This window comes from Bradyrhizobium sp. Leo114 (assembly GCF_055229415.2).
On the sequence record NZ_JBUYEN020000069.1, the window covers coordinates 14,180 to 31,663 of the forward strand.

The 17,484-nt window shown below is 64.4% G+C and carries 18 protein-coding genes; 11 read left to right on the top strand and 7 right to left on the bottom strand.

Annotated features, from left to right (window positions below; all coding sequences use genetic code 11):
* Positions 1–80: 80 nt before the first annotated feature.
* From ACZIRK_RS40575 to ACZIRK_RS40585, 3 genes are all read left to right on the top strand, one after another.
* Positions 81–476: a (R)-mandelonitrile lyase gene (locus tag ACZIRK_RS40575; protein ID WP_474419468.1), complete on the top strand. Its 396-nt coding sequence runs from the start codon at positions 81–83 to the stop codon at positions 474–476.
* A 28-nt stretch (positions 477–504) separates the two neighbouring features.
* Positions 505–1,200, top strand: a complete 696-nt coding sequence (locus tag ACZIRK_RS40580; RefSeq protein WP_474419456.1) for a RibD family protein — start codon at positions 505–507, stop codon at positions 1,198–1,200.
* 127 nt (positions 1,201–1,327) lie between these two features.
* A complete protein-coding gene (locus ACZIRK_RS40585) occupies positions 1,328–2,035 on the top strand; it encodes an SDR family NAD(P)-dependent oxidoreductase (RefSeq protein WP_474419469.1) in 708 nt (235 codons plus the stop codon).
* 41 nt (positions 2,036–2,076) lie between these two features.
* Here the strand turns inward: ACZIRK_RS40585 and ACZIRK_RS40590 are convergent, their stop codons facing one another.
* On the bottom strand, positions 2,077–2,514 hold the full coding sequence (locus tag ACZIRK_RS40590; protein WP_474419457.1) for a hypothetical protein: 438 nt from the start codon (positions 2,512–2,514) through the stop codon (positions 2,077–2,079).
* Between the two features lie 357 nt (positions 2,515–2,871).
* Between ACZIRK_RS40590 and ACZIRK_RS40595 the strand changes: the two genes are divergently transcribed.
* Positions 2,872–5,175 (top strand): caspase family protein, encoded by a 2,304-nt coding sequence (locus ACZIRK_RS40595; protein WP_474419458.1) that lies wholly within the window; start codon positions 2,872–2,874, stop codon positions 5,173–5,175.
* A gap of 28 nt (positions 5,176–5,203) precedes the next feature.
* Here ACZIRK_RS40595 and pip read toward each other — a convergent pair whose 3' ends face one another.
* The 6 genes from pip to pqqA all read right to left on the bottom strand — a co-directional run bounded on the left by pip (position 5,204) and on the right by pqqA (position 9,652).
* A complete protein-coding gene (gene pip / locus ACZIRK_RS40600; protein ID WP_474419459.1) occupies positions 5,204–6,190 on the bottom strand; it encodes a prolyl aminopeptidase in 987 nt (328 codons plus the stop codon).
* A complete protein-coding gene (gene pqqE / locus ACZIRK_RS40605; RefSeq protein ID WP_474419460.1) occupies positions 6,180–7,385 on the bottom strand; it encodes a pyrroloquinoline quinone biosynthesis protein PqqE in 1,206 nt (401 codons plus the stop codon). Before pqqE ends, pip begins: the two co-directional genes overlap by 11 nt.
* Positions 7,382–7,690 (bottom strand): pyrroloquinoline quinone biosynthesis peptide chaperone PqqD, encoded by a 309-nt coding sequence (gene pqqD, locus ACZIRK_RS40610; RefSeq protein ID WP_474419461.1) that lies wholly within the window; start codon positions 7,688–7,690, stop codon positions 7,382–7,384. The genes pqqE and pqqD overlap by 4 nt, the downstream gene beginning before the upstream one ends.
* Before the next feature lie 11 nt (positions 7,691–7,701).
* Complete coding sequence (gene pqqC, locus ACZIRK_RS40615) at positions 7,702–8,457, bottom strand: pyrroloquinoline-quinone synthase PqqC (RefSeq protein ID WP_474419462.1); 756 nt, start codon at positions 8,455–8,457, stop codon at positions 7,702–7,704.
* 35 nt (positions 8,458–8,492) lie between these two features.
* Positions 8,493–9,422 (bottom strand): pyrroloquinoline quinone biosynthesis protein PqqB, encoded by a 930-nt coding sequence (gene pqqB / locus ACZIRK_RS40620; protein ID WP_474419463.1) that lies wholly within the window; start codon positions 9,420–9,422, stop codon positions 8,493–8,495.
* Between the two features lie 149 nt (positions 9,423–9,571).
* Entirely contained in the window at positions 9,572–9,652 is an 81-nt protein-coding gene (gene pqqA, locus ACZIRK_RS40625; protein WP_035635412.1) for a pyrroloquinoline quinone precursor peptide PqqA, read from the bottom strand.
* 379 nt (positions 9,653–10,031) lie between these two features.
* Between pqqA and ACZIRK_RS40630 the strand changes: the two genes are divergently transcribed.
* The 7 genes from ACZIRK_RS40630 to ACZIRK_RS40660 all read left to right on the top strand — a co-directional run bounded on the left by ACZIRK_RS40630 (position 10,032) and on the right by ACZIRK_RS40660 (position 16,381).
* Positions 10,032–10,292 carry a DUF6894 family protein gene (locus ACZIRK_RS40630; protein WP_028166081.1) on the top strand — a complete coding sequence of 87 codons (261 nt, stop codon included), beginning with the start codon at positions 10,032–10,034 and terminating at the stop codon, positions 10,290–10,292.
* Between the two features lie 175 nt (positions 10,293–10,467).
* On the top strand, positions 10,468–11,754 hold the full coding sequence (locus ACZIRK_RS40635; protein ID WP_474419464.1) for a PQQ-dependent sugar dehydrogenase: 1,287 nt from the start codon (positions 10,468–10,470) through the stop codon (positions 11,752–11,754).
* Positions 11,755–11,898: 144 nt separating this feature from the next.
* Entirely contained in the window at positions 11,899–12,468 is a 570-nt protein-coding gene (locus ACZIRK_RS40640; protein WP_474419465.1) for a c-type cytochrome, read from the top strand.
* Positions 12,469–12,711: 243 nt separating this feature from the next.
* Complete coding sequence (locus tag ACZIRK_RS40645; RefSeq protein WP_474419466.1) at positions 12,712–14,103, top strand: amidase family protein; 1,392 nt, start codon at positions 12,712–12,714, stop codon at positions 14,101–14,103.
* 202 nt (positions 14,104–14,305) lie between these two features.
* Entirely contained in the window at positions 14,306–14,782 is a 477-nt protein-coding gene (locus ACZIRK_RS40650) for a glutathione peroxidase (RefSeq protein ID WP_130231380.1), read from the top strand.
* Positions 14,779–15,048, top strand: a complete 270-nt coding sequence (locus ACZIRK_RS40655) for a DUF3297 family protein (protein ID WP_028166086.1) — start codon at positions 14,779–14,781, stop codon at positions 15,046–15,048. The genes ACZIRK_RS40650 and ACZIRK_RS40655 overlap by 4 nt, the downstream gene beginning before the upstream one ends.
* A 163-nt stretch (positions 15,049–15,211) precedes the next feature.
* Positions 15,212–16,381 carry a mandelate racemase/muconate lactonizing enzyme family protein gene (locus tag ACZIRK_RS40660; protein ID WP_474419467.1) on the top strand — a complete coding sequence of 390 codons (1,170 nt, stop codon included), beginning with the start codon at positions 15,212–15,214 and terminating at the stop codon, positions 16,379–16,381.
* The last annotated feature ends 1,103 nt before the right edge of the window (positions 16,382–17,484 follow it).

The following is a 17,484-nucleotide window of genomic DNA, read 5'->3' on the forward strand; positions in this document are numbered from 1 at the left end:
CGGCCGGATTCGCCCTGACCGTGATCGGCCCGGCCGCGGCGGAGAAGTCGGCCGCCGAGCGAAGGAGTGGAGACATGGATATCGAGATCAAGCGAAATGGCTCGCGGCCCGCCGCCAAGGGCTCGCCGGAATGGTTCACCGGTTCGGTCCGCGTCGAGCCGTTGTTTCAGGCGCCCGATCCGGCGCGGGTCGGCGCCGGACAGGTCACCTTTGAGCCCGGCGCCCGAACCGCGTGGCACACCCATCCGCTCGGCCAGACATTGATCATCACCTCGGGACTGGGATGGGTGCGGCGCGCCGGCGGACCGATCGAGGAGGTGCGGCCGGGCGACGTGGTGTGGTTCCCGCCAGGCCTGAGGCACTGGCACGGAGCGACGCCGACCACTGCAATGACCCACATCGCCATCCAGGAATCGCTCGAGGGCAAGAACGTCGACTGGATGGAGAAGGTCAGCGACGAGCAGTACCGCAAGTGACCAAGCGGCGACTGGATGGAGAGAGCGAATGAAGCCCTACGTCATCTGCCACATGGCGGCGAGCATCGATGGCCGCACGCTTCTCAGCCGTTGGAGTCCTGAGGCCAGCGTGTCGCCAGGGCTGTTCGACCGATTGCACGAAGAGATCGGAGGCGACGCCTGGCTGGTCGGACGCACAACCGGTCAGGAATATGCCAAGGGCAGCAAGTATCCCTCGTCCATAGAGGATGTCTTCCCGCGCGAGCCCTGGCTCGCGCGTCGCGACGCAAAGGCCTACGGCATCGTGCTGGACGCGCATGGGAAGATCGTGTGGGGCCGCTCGGACATCGGCAATGATCCCATCGTCGTCGTGCTGACGGAGGAGGTCTCGGATGCACATTTGGCGGGACTTCGCAGCGAGGGGATCTCCTACGTCTTCGGCGGAAAGCAACAACTCGATCTGCCGCTGACGTTGGACGTCCTGAACCGCGAACTCAGTGTGAAGCGTTTGTTGCTGGAAGGCGGCGGCGTCACCAACGGTGCCTTCCTGCGAGGAGGGCTCGTCGACGAGGTGAGCCTGATCCTGTTTCCGACGGTGGACGGCGCGAAGGGCGCGCCGGCCGTGTTCGACTCGCTGGAGAAGGAGCAGGGACGATCGGCGGCCGTTCGATCGATGACCCTCGAGAGCCATCAGGTGCTCGAGGGCGGAGTTATCTGGCTGCGTTACAAGCTGCAGAATGAATGATCCAAGGACCCGCATCTCAATCGGCCTGAACGGGTCGCCCGTCCTCTACACAAGCACTAACGGAGGAAGTTCAGTGTATCTGTCTTTCAAGAACCAGGTCGCGCTGGTCACGGGCGCTGCATCCGGCATGGGTTTGGCCACCGCCAGAGCTTTCGCGGACGCCGGCGCGGCTGTCGCGCTCGTCGATGTCCGGGAAGATGCCGTCCGCCGAGCCGCCGATGAGTTGGCGGCGGCCGGCCATAAGGCGATCGGGATTCAATGCAACGTTGCAGATGAAGGTGACGTCGCCGCAGCGGTCGAACGGACCGTATCGGAATTCGGGCGGGTGGATGCCGCGTTCAACAATGCCGGCGTGCAGTCGCCTGCGATCGAGACTGCCGACGTCTCGGGCGAAGAATTCGATCGGGTCAATGCCATCAATTTACGCGGCGTCTGGACCTGTATGAAGCATGAGCTCAACCACATGCGAGAGCAGGGCCGCGGCGCCATCGTCAATTGCTCGTCCATTGGCGGCCTGATAGGTCTGCCAGGGCGTGCGGCTTACCACGCCACCAAACATGGAGTGATTGGGCTGACCAGGAGTGCTGCGCTCGAATATGCAGCGCGCGGCATTCGCATCAACGCGGTGTGCCCAGGCACCATCGACACCCCCATGGTTTCCGAGATGCTCTCCAAAGAACCGGAAGCGATGAAGGAAATCCTGCGGGATCAACCGATCGGTCGGCTTGGTCGCCCCGATGAGATCGCGTCTGCCGTACTCTGGCTGTGCAGCCCCGGCGCAAGCTTCGTGATCGGGCATGCGCTCGTGGTGGATGGCGGGTTTACCGCGCACTGAATACGACCAGCGGAAGACGCTTCACAGACGGTAGGTCCCGGTCACTTCATCGTAATGGTGATGCGGGCCAGGCTGGCCGAGAGCTCCACTCCTAACCTCGGTCCGCTAAGCACCAGGACGACGCCATTCGCATTCTGCAAGCGCACAGCGCCGGCTCCGGCCACGAGAGCACCTCCGGCTCCGACCGCAGTGTACGTGCCTGCCAGATCGGCGGGATTGTGCAGGTTCTGGGCCTGCCCGACGAACTCATCAATTGACAGCGCAAGCGTCGCGCCAAAACTCGCGCCCGAAACGTCGAAGGGATATTTTTTGCCGTGGAATGTCAGCACGCCTGTACCATTGCCGACGGTGGCGATGATTCCGGCCTTGGAGAAGAGGACATGCACGCTGCCAGTGTCCGCCGGTGACGGACTGGTCGTTACCATCCACGCGGCGAATGCCATCAGGCTGGATGCAATTGCACTGCGAAGGTCGCGCATAAGACCTGGTCCCCGTGTTTTGAACGAGCTGAGGTCGGACTCCGAGCTTGAAACGAGAGACAATCCTGATCACGCGGAAGAACGCTTGAGTTAGATCAACGCGGTCTTTGTCCGCATGAAAATGCGCCGGCTCCGAATCCTAACCTGAGCAGCGGAATCATGCTGAGCGCTGACAGCTTCAGTGCAGGCGACCCTAGCCACGGTTCCATTCGCTGATCGCGCCGAAAGGGCCGCGACGAAAAGCCAGTGGAACGTACAGGGCAGGCCAAGGATTGCCATAATTGGCGTAATTCCTGTTCAGCCGTGGTTCACCCGTCGAGGAATCCAATCGATTGGCATCCGATAGGGGATACGATCATGACGCGCATTCTGCTCGCATTGTTCATCGGCCTGGTGTCATCGATCGCGCTGCCCGCACAGGCGCAAGAGCAGGAGAAGCGGCTCGCGCTGGTGATCGGCAATGGCGCCTACGCGTCCGGCGCGCTGCCGACGGCGGCCAACGATGCGGGCCTCGTGGCGCAGACGCTGCAGGCCGCGGGCTTTGACGTCGTTGGTGCGCGCGACCTCGACGGCGAGACGCTGCGGAAGTCGTTCCGTGAGTTCGTGCAGAAGGTGCAGGAGGCGGGACCGAACACGGTCGCCTTTGTCTATCTCGCCGGCTATGGCGTGCAGCTTACCGGTGAGAACTATTTCATTCCGGTCGATGCGAAGATCGCCCGCGACATCGACGTGCCGGTCGAAGGCCTGCGGCTGTCGGACTACATGCGCCAGCTCTCGGCGCTGCCGGTGAAGGCCAACATCATCGTGCTCGATGGCGCGCGTGCGAATTCCTTCGCCAAGGAGGGGCAGCCGCTCGCCGGCGGCCTCGCGCTGGTCGAGCCCGACGCGAAGATGCTGGTGGCGTTCAATGCCGCACCCGGCACGATCGCGCCCGAGGGACAGCCGCCTTACGGCGCCTACGCGCAGGCGCTCGCGGAGATGATCCGCGCTGGCGGCCTGCGGCTGCCTGAACTGTTCGACCGCGTCCGCCTGCGCGTCAGCGAGATGACCAAGGGCGCGCAGATTCCGTGGAACGCGCAGAAGATCGACACGCCCTTCATGTTCTTCGAACGGCAGCAGGACGCGCCGCCGACCCAGGTCGACGCCAGCGCCCGCGACAAGCCGATCCGCGACTTCGATGCCAAGGACGCTTATGCCGCGGCGCTCGAGCGCGACACGCTGCAGGGCTACGAAGACTTCCTGCAGGCGTTTCCGAATGATCCGCTCGCCAAGCGGGTGAGGGCGATCGTTGCCGCGCGGCGCGAGGCGATCACCTGGGGTCGGAGCTATCGCACCGATTCGCCTGATGCCTATTGGTCCTATCTCCATCGCTATCCGCGCGGTCCGCATGTGGGCGACGCGCGGCGGCGCCTTACAATCCTTTCGGCGGCGCTGGAGCCGCCGCCGTCCTTTGCGCCGATCGACTACGACGTTGGGCCGCCGCCGCCCGACGAGCTGACGTATGTGGACGACCGGCCGGTGCTCTACTTCGATGATCCGGTGTACGCCTTTGCGCCGCCACCGCCGCCGCCGGTGTTCTTCCTGCCGCCACCGCCGCCGGATTTCGTGGTGCTGGCGCCACCGCCGCCTCCGGTGGATGTGTTCGTGCTGCCCGTTCCGCTGTTCGTGCCGATCCCGGTTTTTGTCCGGCCGCCGATCTATGTTGCGCCGCCGCCGAACAACATCGTGTTCGCCAACATCCACAACACGACGATCATCAACAACGTCATCAACAATCCGAACCCAACTCCGGCGCAGCTCGGCGCGCTCGGAACGAAGTTCAGTGGTGGCGCAGCTCGACCGGCGATAGCGCCATCGCTGCCGCCGGCCGCGGCGCAGCGGGCCAATCTGGTCCAGCCATCGCCGCAGGGCGCCGGTCAGTCGGCGCTGGGCACCAAGTTTGCGCCGCGTGCGCCGACACAAGCCACGCCGGGTGCGGCACCCAACGCTCCCGGCGCGAATGCATTGCCAGGCGCCGGAAGGCAGCCATTGCCGCAGGCGCCGCCGCCCGCGACCGCCGCGCAGCCTGATGCGGGCACCAAGGCGTCGAGACTGACGTCGCCGCCCGGCACAGCTCCCAACGCGGCTGGTGCCAATGCGCCGGCTGGGACCAAGCGGCGGCCTTCGCCGCAGACCGCGACGGCACCTGCCACGGCCGCGCAGCCGAACGCGACCAGGCCGGGAGCTTCGCCGAGCGCGGCCGCGGCGCCGACCGACACGAAACTCAACCGGGCAGCGCCCGCACAGCGCCCATCGGCCGCACGGCCGGCGGATGTTCCGAGGGCCGCTGGCGCGCCGCCGTCGCGCCACGCGCCTGCGGCAACCGCATTGGCAAGGCCGACGCCTTCCGTCGCTCCGCCGGCTGCCGCGCATCGCCCGTCACCGCCGCCGGCTGCGGCGCGGACACCGGCGCCCGCGCGTGCGGCGGTCGCACCGCCGCCAGCTCCTGCTCCGCGCGTTGCGGCGCCACCGCCGCGGGCAGCCGCGCCGCCACCACCGCGGGTCGCATCACCGCCGCCGCAGATGCATCAGGTGCAGCGCGCGGCGCCAGCGGCGCGGCCCGCTGCTCCGGCGGGGCGCGGCGGAGCTGCCTGCCCGCCTGGCGGGTGCCCTCAGCATTGACCGGTGTGAAGCGCGGGCCTCGGCGATATCAATCCCGCTTGCGCGAGGCGAGGTCGGAGATTGCCCTCATCACGGCGTCGCGGATACCAGGGTCGTACAGGATGTGCCCGGCGCCTTCGACGATGCGGATTTCGCCCCTCGGCCAGCCTGCGGCCAGCGCAAACGAGGTGGCCGGCGGACACAGCAGATCGTAGCGGCCCTGCACCAGGATGCCGGGAATGTCCGCAAGCTTGCCGGCGTCGTTCATCAACTGGTCGGGCGCCATGAAGCAGCCATTGGCGAAGTAATGCGCCTCCATGAATGGCGTCGCGGGCAAAGCGCGCGACGAGTTCAGTGAGGCGAGATCGAGCCGTGTGCGGCTGGGCGCGTGGACGGAGAGGATATGCTCGGTGTCATGCCAGGCGCGCGCCGCCGGGCCGTGCACCGCGGCGTCGGCATCGAGGATGCGCCGCCAATAGGCCTCGAGTGGTTGCTCGCGTTCTTCGGCCGGCAGAACGCTCAGGAAGTCCGCCGACAGCGCGGGATAGAAGCGCGGCAGCGTGTCGAGGAAGGCGCCTTCCAGCTCAGTGCGCGTGCCAAGGAATGTCGCGCGCAGCACCAAGCCGGTGACGCGATCGGGATACGCCTGCGCATAGGCCAGCGCGAGCGTCGCGCCCCAGGAGCCGCCGACCACCAGCCAGCGCTCGAAACCGAATTTCTGCCGGATCGCCTCCATGTCCGCGATCAAAAGCGGCAGCGTGTTGGCCTCGCGCTTTCCTTTGGGGCGGCTGCGTCCGGCACCGCGCTGGTCGAACAGCACCGCGTGAAAACGCTCGGGATCGAACAGGCGACGGTGATCCGGCTGGCAGCCGCTGCCGGGGCCGCCATGCAGATAGACCGCAGGCACGCCGCCCTCGCGGCCGACGCTCTCGACATAGATCTCGTGGTCGTCGCCGACGCCTAAGAATTCGGAGGTCAGTGGCGCGAAGGGATCCGTGCGGCGCGATGCTTTGCCCGCCTCGGCGTCAGGCGCCATGGTCGCCTTCCGTCTCCAGCGTGCCGCCGGCGAAATTGCGATAGAGGAAGCGGTTGTTGCCACCGGCCGCCTCGGTCTCCGCGAGCTTGAAGATCTTCTCGTGCATCGGCGACAGCGTGCAGGCCGGATCGGTGTTGCCGGCATCGCCGGTCAGCGCAAAGGCCTGGCAGCGGCAGCCGCCGTAGTCAATCTCGCGGAATTCGCAGGATTTGCACGGCTCGGGCATCCAACCGGTGCCGCGATAGCGGTTGAAGGCTTCCGAGTTCTGCCAGATCCAGGCGATCGAATGGTTCGAGCGCACGGATTCGAACTGGAGCCCGGTGATGCTTTCGGCGGCATGGCACGGCAGCACCTTGCCGGCCGGCGAGATGTTGAAGAACTGCCGGCCCCAGCCGCCCATGCACTTCTTCGGCCGCAGCGCGTAATAGTCCGGCACCACATAGTCGATTGCGAGCACGCCCTTCAGCCGCGCCTGCGCCTCCTCGACGATGCGGCTGGTCTCCTCGATCTGCGCGATCGTCGGCATCAAGGCGGCGCGGTTCTTCAGCGCCCAGCCGTAATACTGCACGTTGGCGACCTCGAGTCGGTCGGCGTCGAGATCGACCGCCATCTGGATGATATCGGAAAGCTGGTGCAGGTTCTGGCGGTGCATCACCGCATTGACGGTGAGCGGCAGGTCGAGCTCGCGCGTCCATTTGGCGGCCTGGATCTTCTTCTCGTGCGAATTTTTCAGGCCCGCAACGCGGTCGGCGACAACAGGCTCGTTGCCCTGGAAGCTGATCTGCACGTGGCAGAGGCCGGCATCGGCGAGCGCCGCCAGCTTTTCTTTCGTCAGCAGCACCGCCGACGTAATCAGGTTAGTGTAGAGCCCGACGTCATTAGCATGCTGCACCAGCTCGACGAGATCCTTGCGCGCGGTCGGCTCGCCGCCGGAGAAATGGATCTGCAGCACGCCGAGCTCGACGAGCTCGGTCATCACCTTCTTCCATTCCTCCGTGGTGAGCTCGCTGCCGGCACGGTCGAGCTCGACCGGGTTGGAGCAATAGGGGCATTGCAGCGGGCAGCGGTGCGTCAGCTCTGCGAGCACCGCCAGCGGAATGCCATAGCTCGTCGCCGTCGAGCGGTGCTGCTCCAGGACCGCCAGCCCGTCATTCGGCGCGGCCGTTGTCTTGCCGTCGGTGAGAATGTCGCTCATGGCGTCTTCTCCCGTGCTTCGCTCAGAAAACCCTTGTCCGCCAGATCCTGCAGCATCGCGATCACGTCGGTCGCGATCGCCTCGCGCGGTGCGGCGTATTTCGCCGCGAGCTGATCGACCATGTCGGCGACGCTGCGCCCGCCGTCGCAGAGCTGCAGCACTTCGACCGCGATCTCATCCGGCGCCAGCACGCGTTCCGGCGCCAGGATCACCCAGACCTGTCGTGTCTCGTCGAACTTCAGCTTGGCATGCCGCGGCAATTTCGGCCGGCTTGTCTCGCTGACGTTGATGTTGCGGCCCGCCATCGAAGATTCCTCTAGCTCGCCGTCGGCACGAAAGCGCCGGGCGGGATGTGGCCGTCGACATAGGCATGATAGAGCGCATCGAGCTGCACCCACAGCACGTTGGTCTTGAAGATCAGCGCATTGCAGACCGCCTCGCGCTCCGCCTGTGTCGTGGCGTGCTTCTTGACATAGTCGAGCGCAAAGCCGGCATCGCGCGGCGCCTGCTGCAGGCGGCGTTTGAAGTAGCTCATGATATCAGGATTGACGAAGTTGTAGTGCTGCAGCATCCCCGAGATGCGCTCTTCGTGCAGGTTCGGCGCGAACAACTCCGTCAGCGAGGAGGCGATCGCCTCCAGCGGCGTGCGGTCGCGGCAGAAATGCACATAGGCTTCCACCGCAAAGCGCGTCGCCGGCAGGATGCCTTCGGTCGATTCGACATAGGCACTGTCGAGGCCGAGGCCTTCGGTCAGCTTCAGCCAGCGCTCGATCCCGCCTTCGCTGTCGACATCACCGTCATGATCCTCGATGCGATGGCGCCACTCGATGCGGGTCGTGCGGTCGCGGAAGCGCGAGATCACGACCGCGTCCTTGATCGGAATTGTGCTCTGGTAATAGTAGCGGTTCAGCGCCCAGGCCTGCACCTGGCCCTTGTTCAGCTTGCCGCCGTGCAACAGTTTATGGAATGGATGCAGGTTGTGATAGCGCGTCGCGCCGATATGGCGCAGCACGGCTTCCAGCTCCGCGGCGCTATCGAGCGACACGCCCTTGCCGATCGAATAGGCGGTCATCGCTTGGAGTGAAGGTCCTTGGGGCAAAGGTGCATTCAAAGCTCTATCTCCGTTCCATCGGCAGGGATCTGCCAGCCGGCCCGCTCGGCCATCTTCCGCTCGGGAGAGTCCTTCAACAGGGCCGGGTTGGAGTTGTTGATATGCAGGAACAGTTTTCGGCCGATGGCAAGCCCCGCGAGGCTCTCGATCGCGCCGTGACTGCCTGACATCGAAATATGTCCCATCCCCTGACCGGTCTTGTTGCCGAGTCCCGCCGCGATCAATTCGTCGTCGCGCCACACCGTGCCATCGAAGAACACCAGCGGCGCTCCTGCAAGCCGAGATTTCAGATCATCGGTCACGCGCGCGCAGGCGGCGAGAAAGTAGAAATATTTGCCGCTGGCCTTTTCCGCAATACGCAGGCCCAGCGTGTCGCCTGCGCCGTCATTGCCGGCCGGATGTGCCTTGCCCTCGAGATACCACGCGCCCTTGCCGGGAACCTCGAACGGCAGCACTTCGAGGCCGGAAGCCGAGCCGTCGGGCAAAGCGGGTTCGAACGCCTGGTCCACCGCGATCGGCCGGCGCTTCACGTTCTTCTCGCTCAGCACGTCGAACACGCTGTTGGACTTCAGGATCGCCAGCACCCGCTGGTGCGCGTAGATGGTAAAGGGCGAGCCCTCGCGCATCGACAATAGTCCCGCAATGGCGTCGATCTCGCCATTGGTGAGGATGACGCCGGCGATTGGACTATGGCGAAGCTCGCCGCGCTTTGGGTGCAATTGCGGCGTTGCGGTCACTTGCTGGCGCAGGTCGGGCGAGGCGTTGATCAGGAACCAGTGCGCGCCGTCGGCGCTGACCGCGATCGAAGCCTGGGTGCTCTGCAGGTCCGCCGCCTCGCTTCTTGCCGTGGTGCAAACCGGGCAGCCGCAGTTCCACTGCGGAACACCACCGCCGGCCGCCGCGCCCAGGACGACGACGCGAAGCATGATCCGTCTCCTGGCGAAAACCTGACGCGTAGGAACAAACGAGCCAGGGACACAACAAAGCAGACCCGGGCGTCAACACACATTCCCTTTGGGAAGGTCGGACGCCCGCAAGTCCAGCAACGTATTAAGGCTAAGGTCGTCGCGCCCGCTTACTTGCGGGTTGCGCACATATACATGTTGATTTCCATGCCGACGGACACTTCGACGATCTTTGGTGCTTTCCAGGCCATCAGGTTCTCCTGTTTATGATCCGGGCGTATTTCGTCCCGGGCGATAAAGTAGTGCGGGCGAAAAAGTTCGCCAGTTAAATTTTGACGTGCTGCGCTGCATCAGTCATGCTGCATCGCACTGGATCATGACCAGATTAGACGGAATCAGATCATGATCTCATCTCTTTGTTTGATCATGATCTCCGCGCAAACGCTTCGCGTTTGTCGCGAGGGAAGACCGGTTTCCACTTTTCCGGATCATGTTCTAGGAATTCACGCAGTTGTGCGAGAGCCGCAAGTCAAATCATACGTTTCGTTGTTGTTCGCATTGCGATCAATGGCGATTCTGAGTTTCACGGAGGTCCCATCGCAGGGGTCTCAACCGGAGTGTCTGCCGCCGATGCCGCGCTATTTCTTCAACACCCGTATCGGCGATGAGCTGATCTCCGACCCCGAGGGCGAAATCCTGCGGGATCCCGATCGCGCCTGGGAGATGGCGCGCGCCATGATTCGGGAACTGCTGCGGACCGAAGGCGCCGACGCCACACTGTTGAATGCCGTCATCGAGGTGACCGACGACGAGGGCGATATCGTGCTCGAATTTCCATTCTCGGAGGCAATCATCGGTCCGCCGGATACGGGCTCGGTCACGAAACATTGAAGGTCTGCGCGGTCGTTCTGCGCTAGATCGCTCCCCCGCCTCGATTCCGACCATGTTCCGGATTGCATCCGTGGACGAATGTCGGAAACTGCCACTCAGGAAGCCACGCCGGCATGCGCAGGATGCTGCACATGCGAGGACCAACAGGCTTTCGCATCTGGGGAGAACCACAGCGATGAACAATCTGACCACGCCGCGCAGCCTTGTTCGCGGCTTTTTCTTGGCCGGCGCTTTCTTCGGCGCATTCACGCTTGCCGCCCATGCCCAGCAGCCCGCCAGTCCGCCCGCCGCCGGTGCGGCGCCTGCCGCAGCGCAGCCGCTGCCGCCGGGCTCGCCCCTGATCGGGCGTCCGGAGAACGAGGCGGCCGCCAAGCTTGCCCCGGTCGCGCCGCCGCCGCTGGCGGCCGCGCCCGACAAATTGCCGCTGGCCAAGCTCAAGGTGCCGGCCGGCTTCAACGTCGAGGTCTATGCCGCCGGCATGGCAAATGCACGGTCGTTGGCGCAGAGCGACAAGGGTACGGTGTTCGTCGGCAGCCGCCTGGTCGACAAGGTCTATGCCATCGTCAACAAGGACGGCAAACGCCAGGTGAAGGTGATCGCCTCGGGCCTCTATCGCCCGAACGGCGTCGCCTTCAAGGACGGCACGCTCTACATCGCGGAGCTCTCGAAGATCTCCAAGATCGAGAAGATCGACGATGTCATCGACAGTCCGCCGAAGCCGACGGTGATCTATGACAATCTGCCCAAGGACGAGGCCCATGGCTGGAAGTTCATCGCCATCGGCCCGGACAACAAGCTCTATGTCCCGGTCGGCCAGCCCGGCAACAACGTCCTGCATGACGATGCCCATGGCCAGATCCGGCGCATCAATCTCGATGGCTCGGGGGCGGAAGTCTATGCGCTCGGCGTGCGCAACACGGTCGGCTTCGACTGGAATCCGGAGACCAAGCACCTCTACTTCACCGACAACGGCCGCGACTGGCTGTCCGAGACGGTGCCGGAGGATGAGCTCAACCGCGTGACCAAGGCCGGCGAGGATTTCGGCGCGCCGTTCTGCTACCAGGGCAACATCATCGACCAGGAGCTCGGCTGGGGCAAATCCTGCAGCGACTACACGGCGCCGGTCGGGCTGATGGGTCCGCACACCGCGGCGCTCGGCATGCGCTTCTACACCGGCAACATGTTCCCGAAGACGTACAAGAACGCGATCTTCGTCGCGCGCCACGGCTCCTGGAACAAGTCGAAGAAGGAGGGCGGCGATGTCGTCGTGGTCAAGCTCGACAAGGACGGCAAGGTGAAGTCGGTCGAGCCGTTCCTCACCGGCTTCCTCGAGGATAACAAATATGTCGGCCGTCCCGTCGACGTGATGCAGTTGAAGGACGGTTCGCTGCTCGTCTCCGACGATTGGAACGGCGCCGTCTACCGCATCAGCTACGGCAAGCAGAAGGTCGCGGGGCAGTAGGTCGTACTCTCCGTCATTGCAAGCGAAGCGACTTGTCCGCCGTAGCTCAAAGAGCGAAGGCGGAAGCAATCCATGCCTCCGCAAGTGGCGAAGTGGATTGCTTCGTCGCTTTGCTCCTCGCATGACGAGCGCCAGGAAAGATCGATGTACAAAAAAATAGTCGCCGCGCTCGCCCTCGCATCCATCACCTTCGCCGCCAGCGCTGAGACCATTCAGGAGCGCGCCGCGCCCTGTCTTGCCTGCCACGGCGAGCGGGGCACGTCCGAGACCGAGAACACGCCTTCGCTCGGCGCGCAGCAAGCGGCTTACGTGCTGATCCAGCTCTTCATGTTCCGCGAGAAGCTGCGCGCGTTCGACACCATGAACGAGATGGCGAAGGATCTGTCCGACGACGACCTCCGCACCTTTTCCGACTTTATCGCCACCCTGCCGAAGCCGGCATCGCCCGCGGAGGCCGGCGATTCCGCGCGCATGGCGCGCGGCCAGGCGCTCGCGCATCAATATCTCTGCAACAACTGCCACAGGCCGGATTTTTCCGGCAACGACAACGTCCCGCGCATCGCCAACCAGCGCGAGGACTATCTCAATAAGACGCTCAGCGAATACAAGGACAACACCCGCCACGGCTATGACGGCACCATGGCCGACGTGATGCAGCCGGTGACGAAGGAACAGATCGCCGAACTGGCCTACTACATCGCCCACTACCGCTAAAACGCGCTGTTCGGGTGAGTGGGGTCCGAGATTACGTCCGCGATCGTCATTCCGGGGCGATGCGATAGCATCGAGCCCGGAATCCATTTCTCCGCTCGCAACTGCGGCCCGATGGATTCCGGGCTCGCGCTCCGCGCGCCCCGGAATGACGGCGTCACCGTTTTTCGCGGAGACCCCCTCATCCTTGCGCTGGCCACGTCCGCCCCACGACGCTAAAACACGCCCGTCGCAACGGAGTCGGCAATGGAAGAACTTTGGCGCCTGTCGGCCGCGGATCTGGCCGGCCTGATCAAATCGAAAAAGGTTTCGGCGAGGGAGGCGGCGACTGCCGCCCTGGCGCGGCTGGACGCGGTCAATCCCAGGCTCAATGCCGTGGTCGACCACAGGCCTGCGGACGTGCTGGCGCAGGCGGACGCCATCGATGCCGCGATCGGCCGCGGCGAGGAGGTCGGCGCGCTCGGCGGCGTCCCTGTCACGATCAAGGTCAATGTCGACCAGGAAGGGTTTGCCACCACCAACGGCTTGACGCTGCAGCGCGACGTGATCGCGAAGGCCGACAATCCCGTGCTGGAGAATTTGCGCAAGGCGGGCGCCGTCCTGCTCGGCCGCACCAACTGCCCGGCCTTCTCCTATCGCTGGTTCACCACCAACCTGATCCATGGCGATACCAAGAATCCCCGCGATCCGAACCTTACGCCAGGCGGCTCGTCCGGCGGCGCGGGGTCGGCGGTGGCGGCCGGCATCGGGCATATCGCGCATGGCACCGATATCGCGGGCTCGATCCGCTATCCGGCCTATGCCTGCGGCGTGCATGGCCTGCGGCCGACCATGGGTCGCATCCCCGCCTTTAACGCGGCGCTGCCGGAGCGGCCGATCGGCCCGCAGATCAGCGCGGTCTCGGGACCGCTGGCGCGCACCGTTGGCGATCTGCGCATCGCGCTCGCGGCGATGTCGGCCCGTGATATCAGAGATCCCTGGTGGATGCCGGTGCCGCTGGAGGGACCTTCCGTGCCGAAGCGCGTCGCGATGTGCCTCGATCCCGACGGTCTCAATCCGGTCGCCGAGGTGAAGGCTGCGGTGGCGGACGCCGGCAAGCGGCTGGAGCGTGCCGGCTGGACCGTCGAGGAGATCACGGCAACGCCGCCGCTGCGCGAAGCCGCCGACCTTCAGACAAAACTCTGGCTCGGCGATGGCTATGAGGCGCAGCTCGCCGCTGCCGAGCGCGAGGGCGATCCCGGCGCGCTGGCCTGCCTGCGCGGCAACCGCGCCAAGGTGCATCCATTCGATCTTTCGAAGGCGCTGACGCGCCGGGCGACATTGACGCGCGAATGGCTGGCGTTCTTCGAGCAATACGCGGTGCTGCTGATGCCAGTCTCCGGCGAATTGCCGTTCCCCGATCAACTCGACTGCAAGGACGATGCCTCCTTTGCCCGGGTCTGGCACGCGCAACTGCCGCAGATCGCCATTCCCTTCATGGGCCTGCCGGGGCTGGTTGTGAGCACAGGATTGGTCGGCCGCATTCCCGTCGGCGTGCAACTGGTCTCTGGCCGCTATCGCGAAGATCTCTGCCTTGCCGCGGGCGAGGCAATCGAAGCCGGCGGCACGCCGTCCGCGGTCATTGATCCTGCAGGCTGAGCGAAGAATCGAACATGACGATCTTAGGTCGAAGTGATGACGGCGCTTCTCCCTCTCCCCGTTCTTACGGGGAGAGGGTGGGGGTGAGGGGCTTTCTCCGCGATCACGGTGACAGTTGTACTCGTGGAGGCTCCCCCTCACCCGAAATTCAAGCGCTGCTTGAATTTCGACCTCTCCCCGCAAGCGGGGCGAGGTAAAGCCAATGCCAAGCGTCTATGATTTCACGGCCCGCTCGCTGGTCGGAGATGAAGTGCCCCTGAAGCGGTTCGAGGGTCAGGTGCTGCTCATCGTCAACACCGCCAGCGCGTGCGGCTTCACGCCGCAATACAAGGGCCTGCAGGAGCTCTATCTGGGGCTCTCGCCGCGCGGCTTTTCCGTGCTCGGCTTTCCCTGTAACCAGTTCGGCGCGCAGGAACCGGGCGATGAAAAACAGATCGCGGAGTTCTGCGAAACCAACTACGCGGTGACGTTCCCGATGTTCGCCAAGATCGAGGTGAATGGCGCGAATGCGCATCCGTTGTACAACTACTTGAAGAACGAGAAATCGGGCCTGCTCGGCCCGTCGATCAAATGGAATTTCACCAAATTCCTGGTCGACCGATCGGGCGGGGTGGTGGCGCGCCATGCGCCCACTGCGCGGCCTGAAGGACTGAAGACTGCAATCGAGGCCCTGCTATGAGCGAGAACAACGAAACCACCCACGACGAGCTGCCGGACCGCCTGTCGGTCGATCCGAACAGCCCATACTACAACGCGGATATCCTGGCGCGCGACGTCGGCATCCGCTTCAAGGGCGTCGAAAAGACCAATGTCGAGGAGTATTGCGTCAGCGAAGGCTGGGTGCGCGTCACCGCCGGCAACGCCAAGGACCGCTATGGAAATCCGCTGACCATCAAGGTCCACGGCCCGGTCGAGCCGTATTTCCGCGATAAGCCGAAGTCGTAACATCTGAAGCGCAAGTATTTGACTTCGTCATGCCCGGGCAAAAGCGCGAAGCGCGTCTTCGCGCAGATGTCCCGGGCATCCACGCCCTTCCTTCATCGCGAGCAAAGAACGTGGATGGCCGGGACAGCCCGGCCATGACGAGCAATTGAGAGGCCAAACACACATGTCCGTCCGCATCATCGACGTCCGCGAAGTGACAAAGCCGATCGCCTCGCCGATCCGCAACGCCTATATCGATTTCAGCAAGATGACGACGAGCCTGGTTGCCGTCGTCACCGACGTCGTGCGCGACGGCAAGCGCGTGGTTGGTTATGGCTTCAACTCCAACGGCCGCTACGGGCAGGGCGGCCTGATCCGCGAGCGCTTTGCGCCGCGGCTGCTCGAGGCCGATCCGAAGACGCTGCTTGATGCGAGCGGCGGCAATCTCGATCCGGACAAGGTCTGGTCGACCATGATGTCGAACGAGAAGCCCGGCGGCCATGGCGAGCGCTCGGTCGCGGTCGGCACCATCGACATGGCGGTGTGGGACGCGGTTGCGAAGATCGCGAACAAGCCGCTGTTCCGCCTGCTCGCCGAGCGGCATGGCCTCAAGGCCAATCCGCGCGTCTTCGTCTATGCCGCCGGCGGCTACTATTATCCCGGCAAGGATCTCTCCGCGCTGCGTGCGGAGATGCGTGGCTATCTCGACCGCGGCTACAATGTCGTGAAGATGAAGATCGGCGGCGCGCCTTTAACCGAAGACAGCGAGCGGATCGAGGCCGTGCTGAAGGAGATCGGCAAGGACGCGCAGCTCGCGGTCGATGCCAACGGCCGTTTCGATCTGGAGACCGCGATCGCGTATGCAAAGATGCTGCGGGACTATCCGCTGTTCTGGTACGAGGAAGCGGGCGATCCCCTCGACTTCGCGCTGCAGGCCGCGCTCGCGGAATTCTATCCCGCCCCGATGGCGACCGGCGAGAACCTGTTCAGCCATCAGGATGCGCGCAATCTCGTCCGCTATGGCGGCATGCGGCCGGACCGCGACTGGCTGCAGTTCGACTGCGCGCTGTCCTACGGCCTCTGCGAATATCAGCGCACGCTGCAGGTGCTGAAGACCCACGGCTGGTCGCCAAGCCGCTGCATCCCGCATGGCGGTCACCAGATGTCGCTGAACATCGCCGCCGGCCTCGGCCTCGGCGGCAATGAGAGCTACCCCGATCTGTTCCAGCCCTATGGCGGCTTCCCCGACGGCGTGCGCGTCGAGAATGGCCACATCACCATGCCCGATCTTCCCGGCATCGGATTCGAGGGCAAGAGCGATCTCTACAAGGAGATGAAAGCGCTCGCGGAGTAAGCCACGCTCGCGCCATTGAATCTCCGCCGTCATTCCGGGGCGTCCGAAGGACGAACCCGGAATCCATTGGGCCGCATGCGCAAGCAGTGAAATGGATTCCGGGCTCGATGCTTCGCATCGCCCCGGAATGACGGGGGGACGCATCGCGCAATCCTTTCCTCCGTCATGGCCGGGCTTGACCCGGCCATCCACGTTGTCGCGGGCGCGTGGAAGGACGTGGATGCCCGGGTCAAGCCCGGGCATGACGGCGTCGTATCATTCGCGCGATTTTCCTTAAGCCGATCAACGTGATTTGCTCTGTCCAGCCCTCGCGCAAAAAACATTCCGCTTCCGTCGTCGGGCAAATCAGTGATTTAACTCCGCGCGTCTCACGGCGGATGAGGGGCGGCTCGCGATCGTCACGAACGTTGCGGTGAGATGCGGTGGACGCGGGTGCTGTGAACGACGAGCGCAGCTATCCGTGGACGGCGAAGTCGTGTGGTCCTGGCGCCCCGACGCTGGCGCTAAGTACGCGAGCAGCAAGAGCTGCCGCGGACGACGGTGGCAAGAAAGCCCGGTCACCGGGGAGAGCGCGAAGGAAGCCGTAACACCATCGCGCAGGGAAAGCCGGAATGCTTCGGTTGAACCTGTGGTCCTACCCCCGTGCTTTTTGTTGCACGGGACCCACGGGTGCAACCAGCACCCGGCTTTCCCTGCGCCCTCTGTTCGATGAGAGGGTGGAACGAGATGCAAAGCTCGGGCGCAATGCGCCGCGAGAATGCGAGCGCACATCCTCATCGCTGTTTGAAATTTGAATCAGGACTCTCCCCACGTCGTCCCGGGCTTGCGCGCCGCGGCGAAGCCCTTGGCGTAGCCGGGACCCGGGACCCGGGACCCGTAACCACAGGGGGATGTGATGTGCTCCGCTAGCACCGCTTGCTCGCGGCACAACACCTCCCTGTGGTTATGGGTCTCCGCTCCCGGGCGCAATTGCGCCCTAGAGCGTGATGAAGTTAGGTTCGTGCATATCCTGAGTTTGCCAAGTAGCTTGCGCATTCTTTGGGCGTGAAGAGCTGCAGAACCTGGCCGATGGCGAGGCAGACAGCGTCGACGGTTCGGGCGGC

Coding starts and splice junctions, on each gene's coding strand:
- ACZIRK_RS40585 (WP_474419469.1), top strand. CDS start 1,328: ATGGGTTTGGCCACCGCCAGAGCTTTCGCGGACGCCGGCGCGGCTGTC.
- pip (WP_474419459.1), bottom strand. CDS start 6,190: ATGGCGCCTGACGCCGAGGCGGGCAAAGCATCGCGCCGCACGGATCCC.
- ACZIRK_RS40590 (WP_474419457.1), bottom strand. CDS start 2,514: ATGCGCGACCTTCGCAGTGCAATTGCATCCAGCCTGATGGCATTCGCC.
- ACZIRK_RS40660 (WP_474419467.1), top strand. CDS start 15,212: ATGTCCGTCCGCATCATCGACGTCCGCGAAGTGACAAAGCCGATCGCC.
- ACZIRK_RS40650 (WP_130231380.1), top strand. CDS start 14,306: ATGCCAAGCGTCTATGATTTCACGGCCCGCTCGCTGGTCGGAGATGAA.
- ACZIRK_RS40580 (WP_474419456.1), top strand. CDS start 505: ATGAAGCCCTACGTCATCTGCCACATGGCGGCGAGCATCGATGGCCGC.
- pqqA (WP_035635412.1), bottom strand. CDS start 9,652: ATGGCCTGGAAAGCACCAAAGATCGTCGAAGTGTCCGTCGGCATGGAA.
- ACZIRK_RS40645 (WP_474419466.1), top strand. CDS start 12,712: ATGGAAGAACTTTGGCGCCTGTCGGCCGCGGATCTGGCCGGCCTGATC.
- ACZIRK_RS40640 (WP_474419465.1), top strand. CDS start 11,899: ATGTACAAAAAAATAGTCGCCGCGCTCGCCCTCGCATCCATCACCTTC.
- pqqD (WP_474419461.1), bottom strand. CDS start 7,690: ATGGCGGGCCGCAACATCAACGTCAGCGAGACAAGCCGGCCGAAATTG.
- ACZIRK_RS40595 (WP_474419458.1), top strand. CDS start 2,872: ATGACGCGCATTCTGCTCGCATTGTTCATCGGCCTGGTGTCATCGATC.
- ACZIRK_RS40630 (WP_028166081.1), top strand. CDS start 10,032: ATGCCGCGCTATTTCTTCAACACCCGTATCGGCGATGAGCTGATCTCC.
- ACZIRK_RS40655 (WP_028166086.1), top strand. CDS start 14,779: ATGAGCGAGAACAACGAAACCACCCACGACGAGCTGCCGGACCGCCTG.
- pqqB (WP_474419463.1), bottom strand. CDS start 9,422: ATGCTTCGCGTCGTCGTCCTGGGCGCGGCGGCCGGCGGTGGTGTTCCG.
- pqqE (WP_474419460.1), bottom strand. CDS start 7,385: ATGAGCGACATTCTCACCGACGGCAAGACAACGGCCGCGCCGAATGAC.
- pqqC (WP_474419462.1), bottom strand. CDS start 8,457: ATGACCGCCTATTCGATCGGCAAGGGCGTGTCGCTCGATAGCGCCGCG.
- ACZIRK_RS40635 (WP_474419464.1), top strand. CDS start 10,468: ATGAACAATCTGACCACGCCGCGCAGCCTTGTTCGCGGCTTTTTCTTG.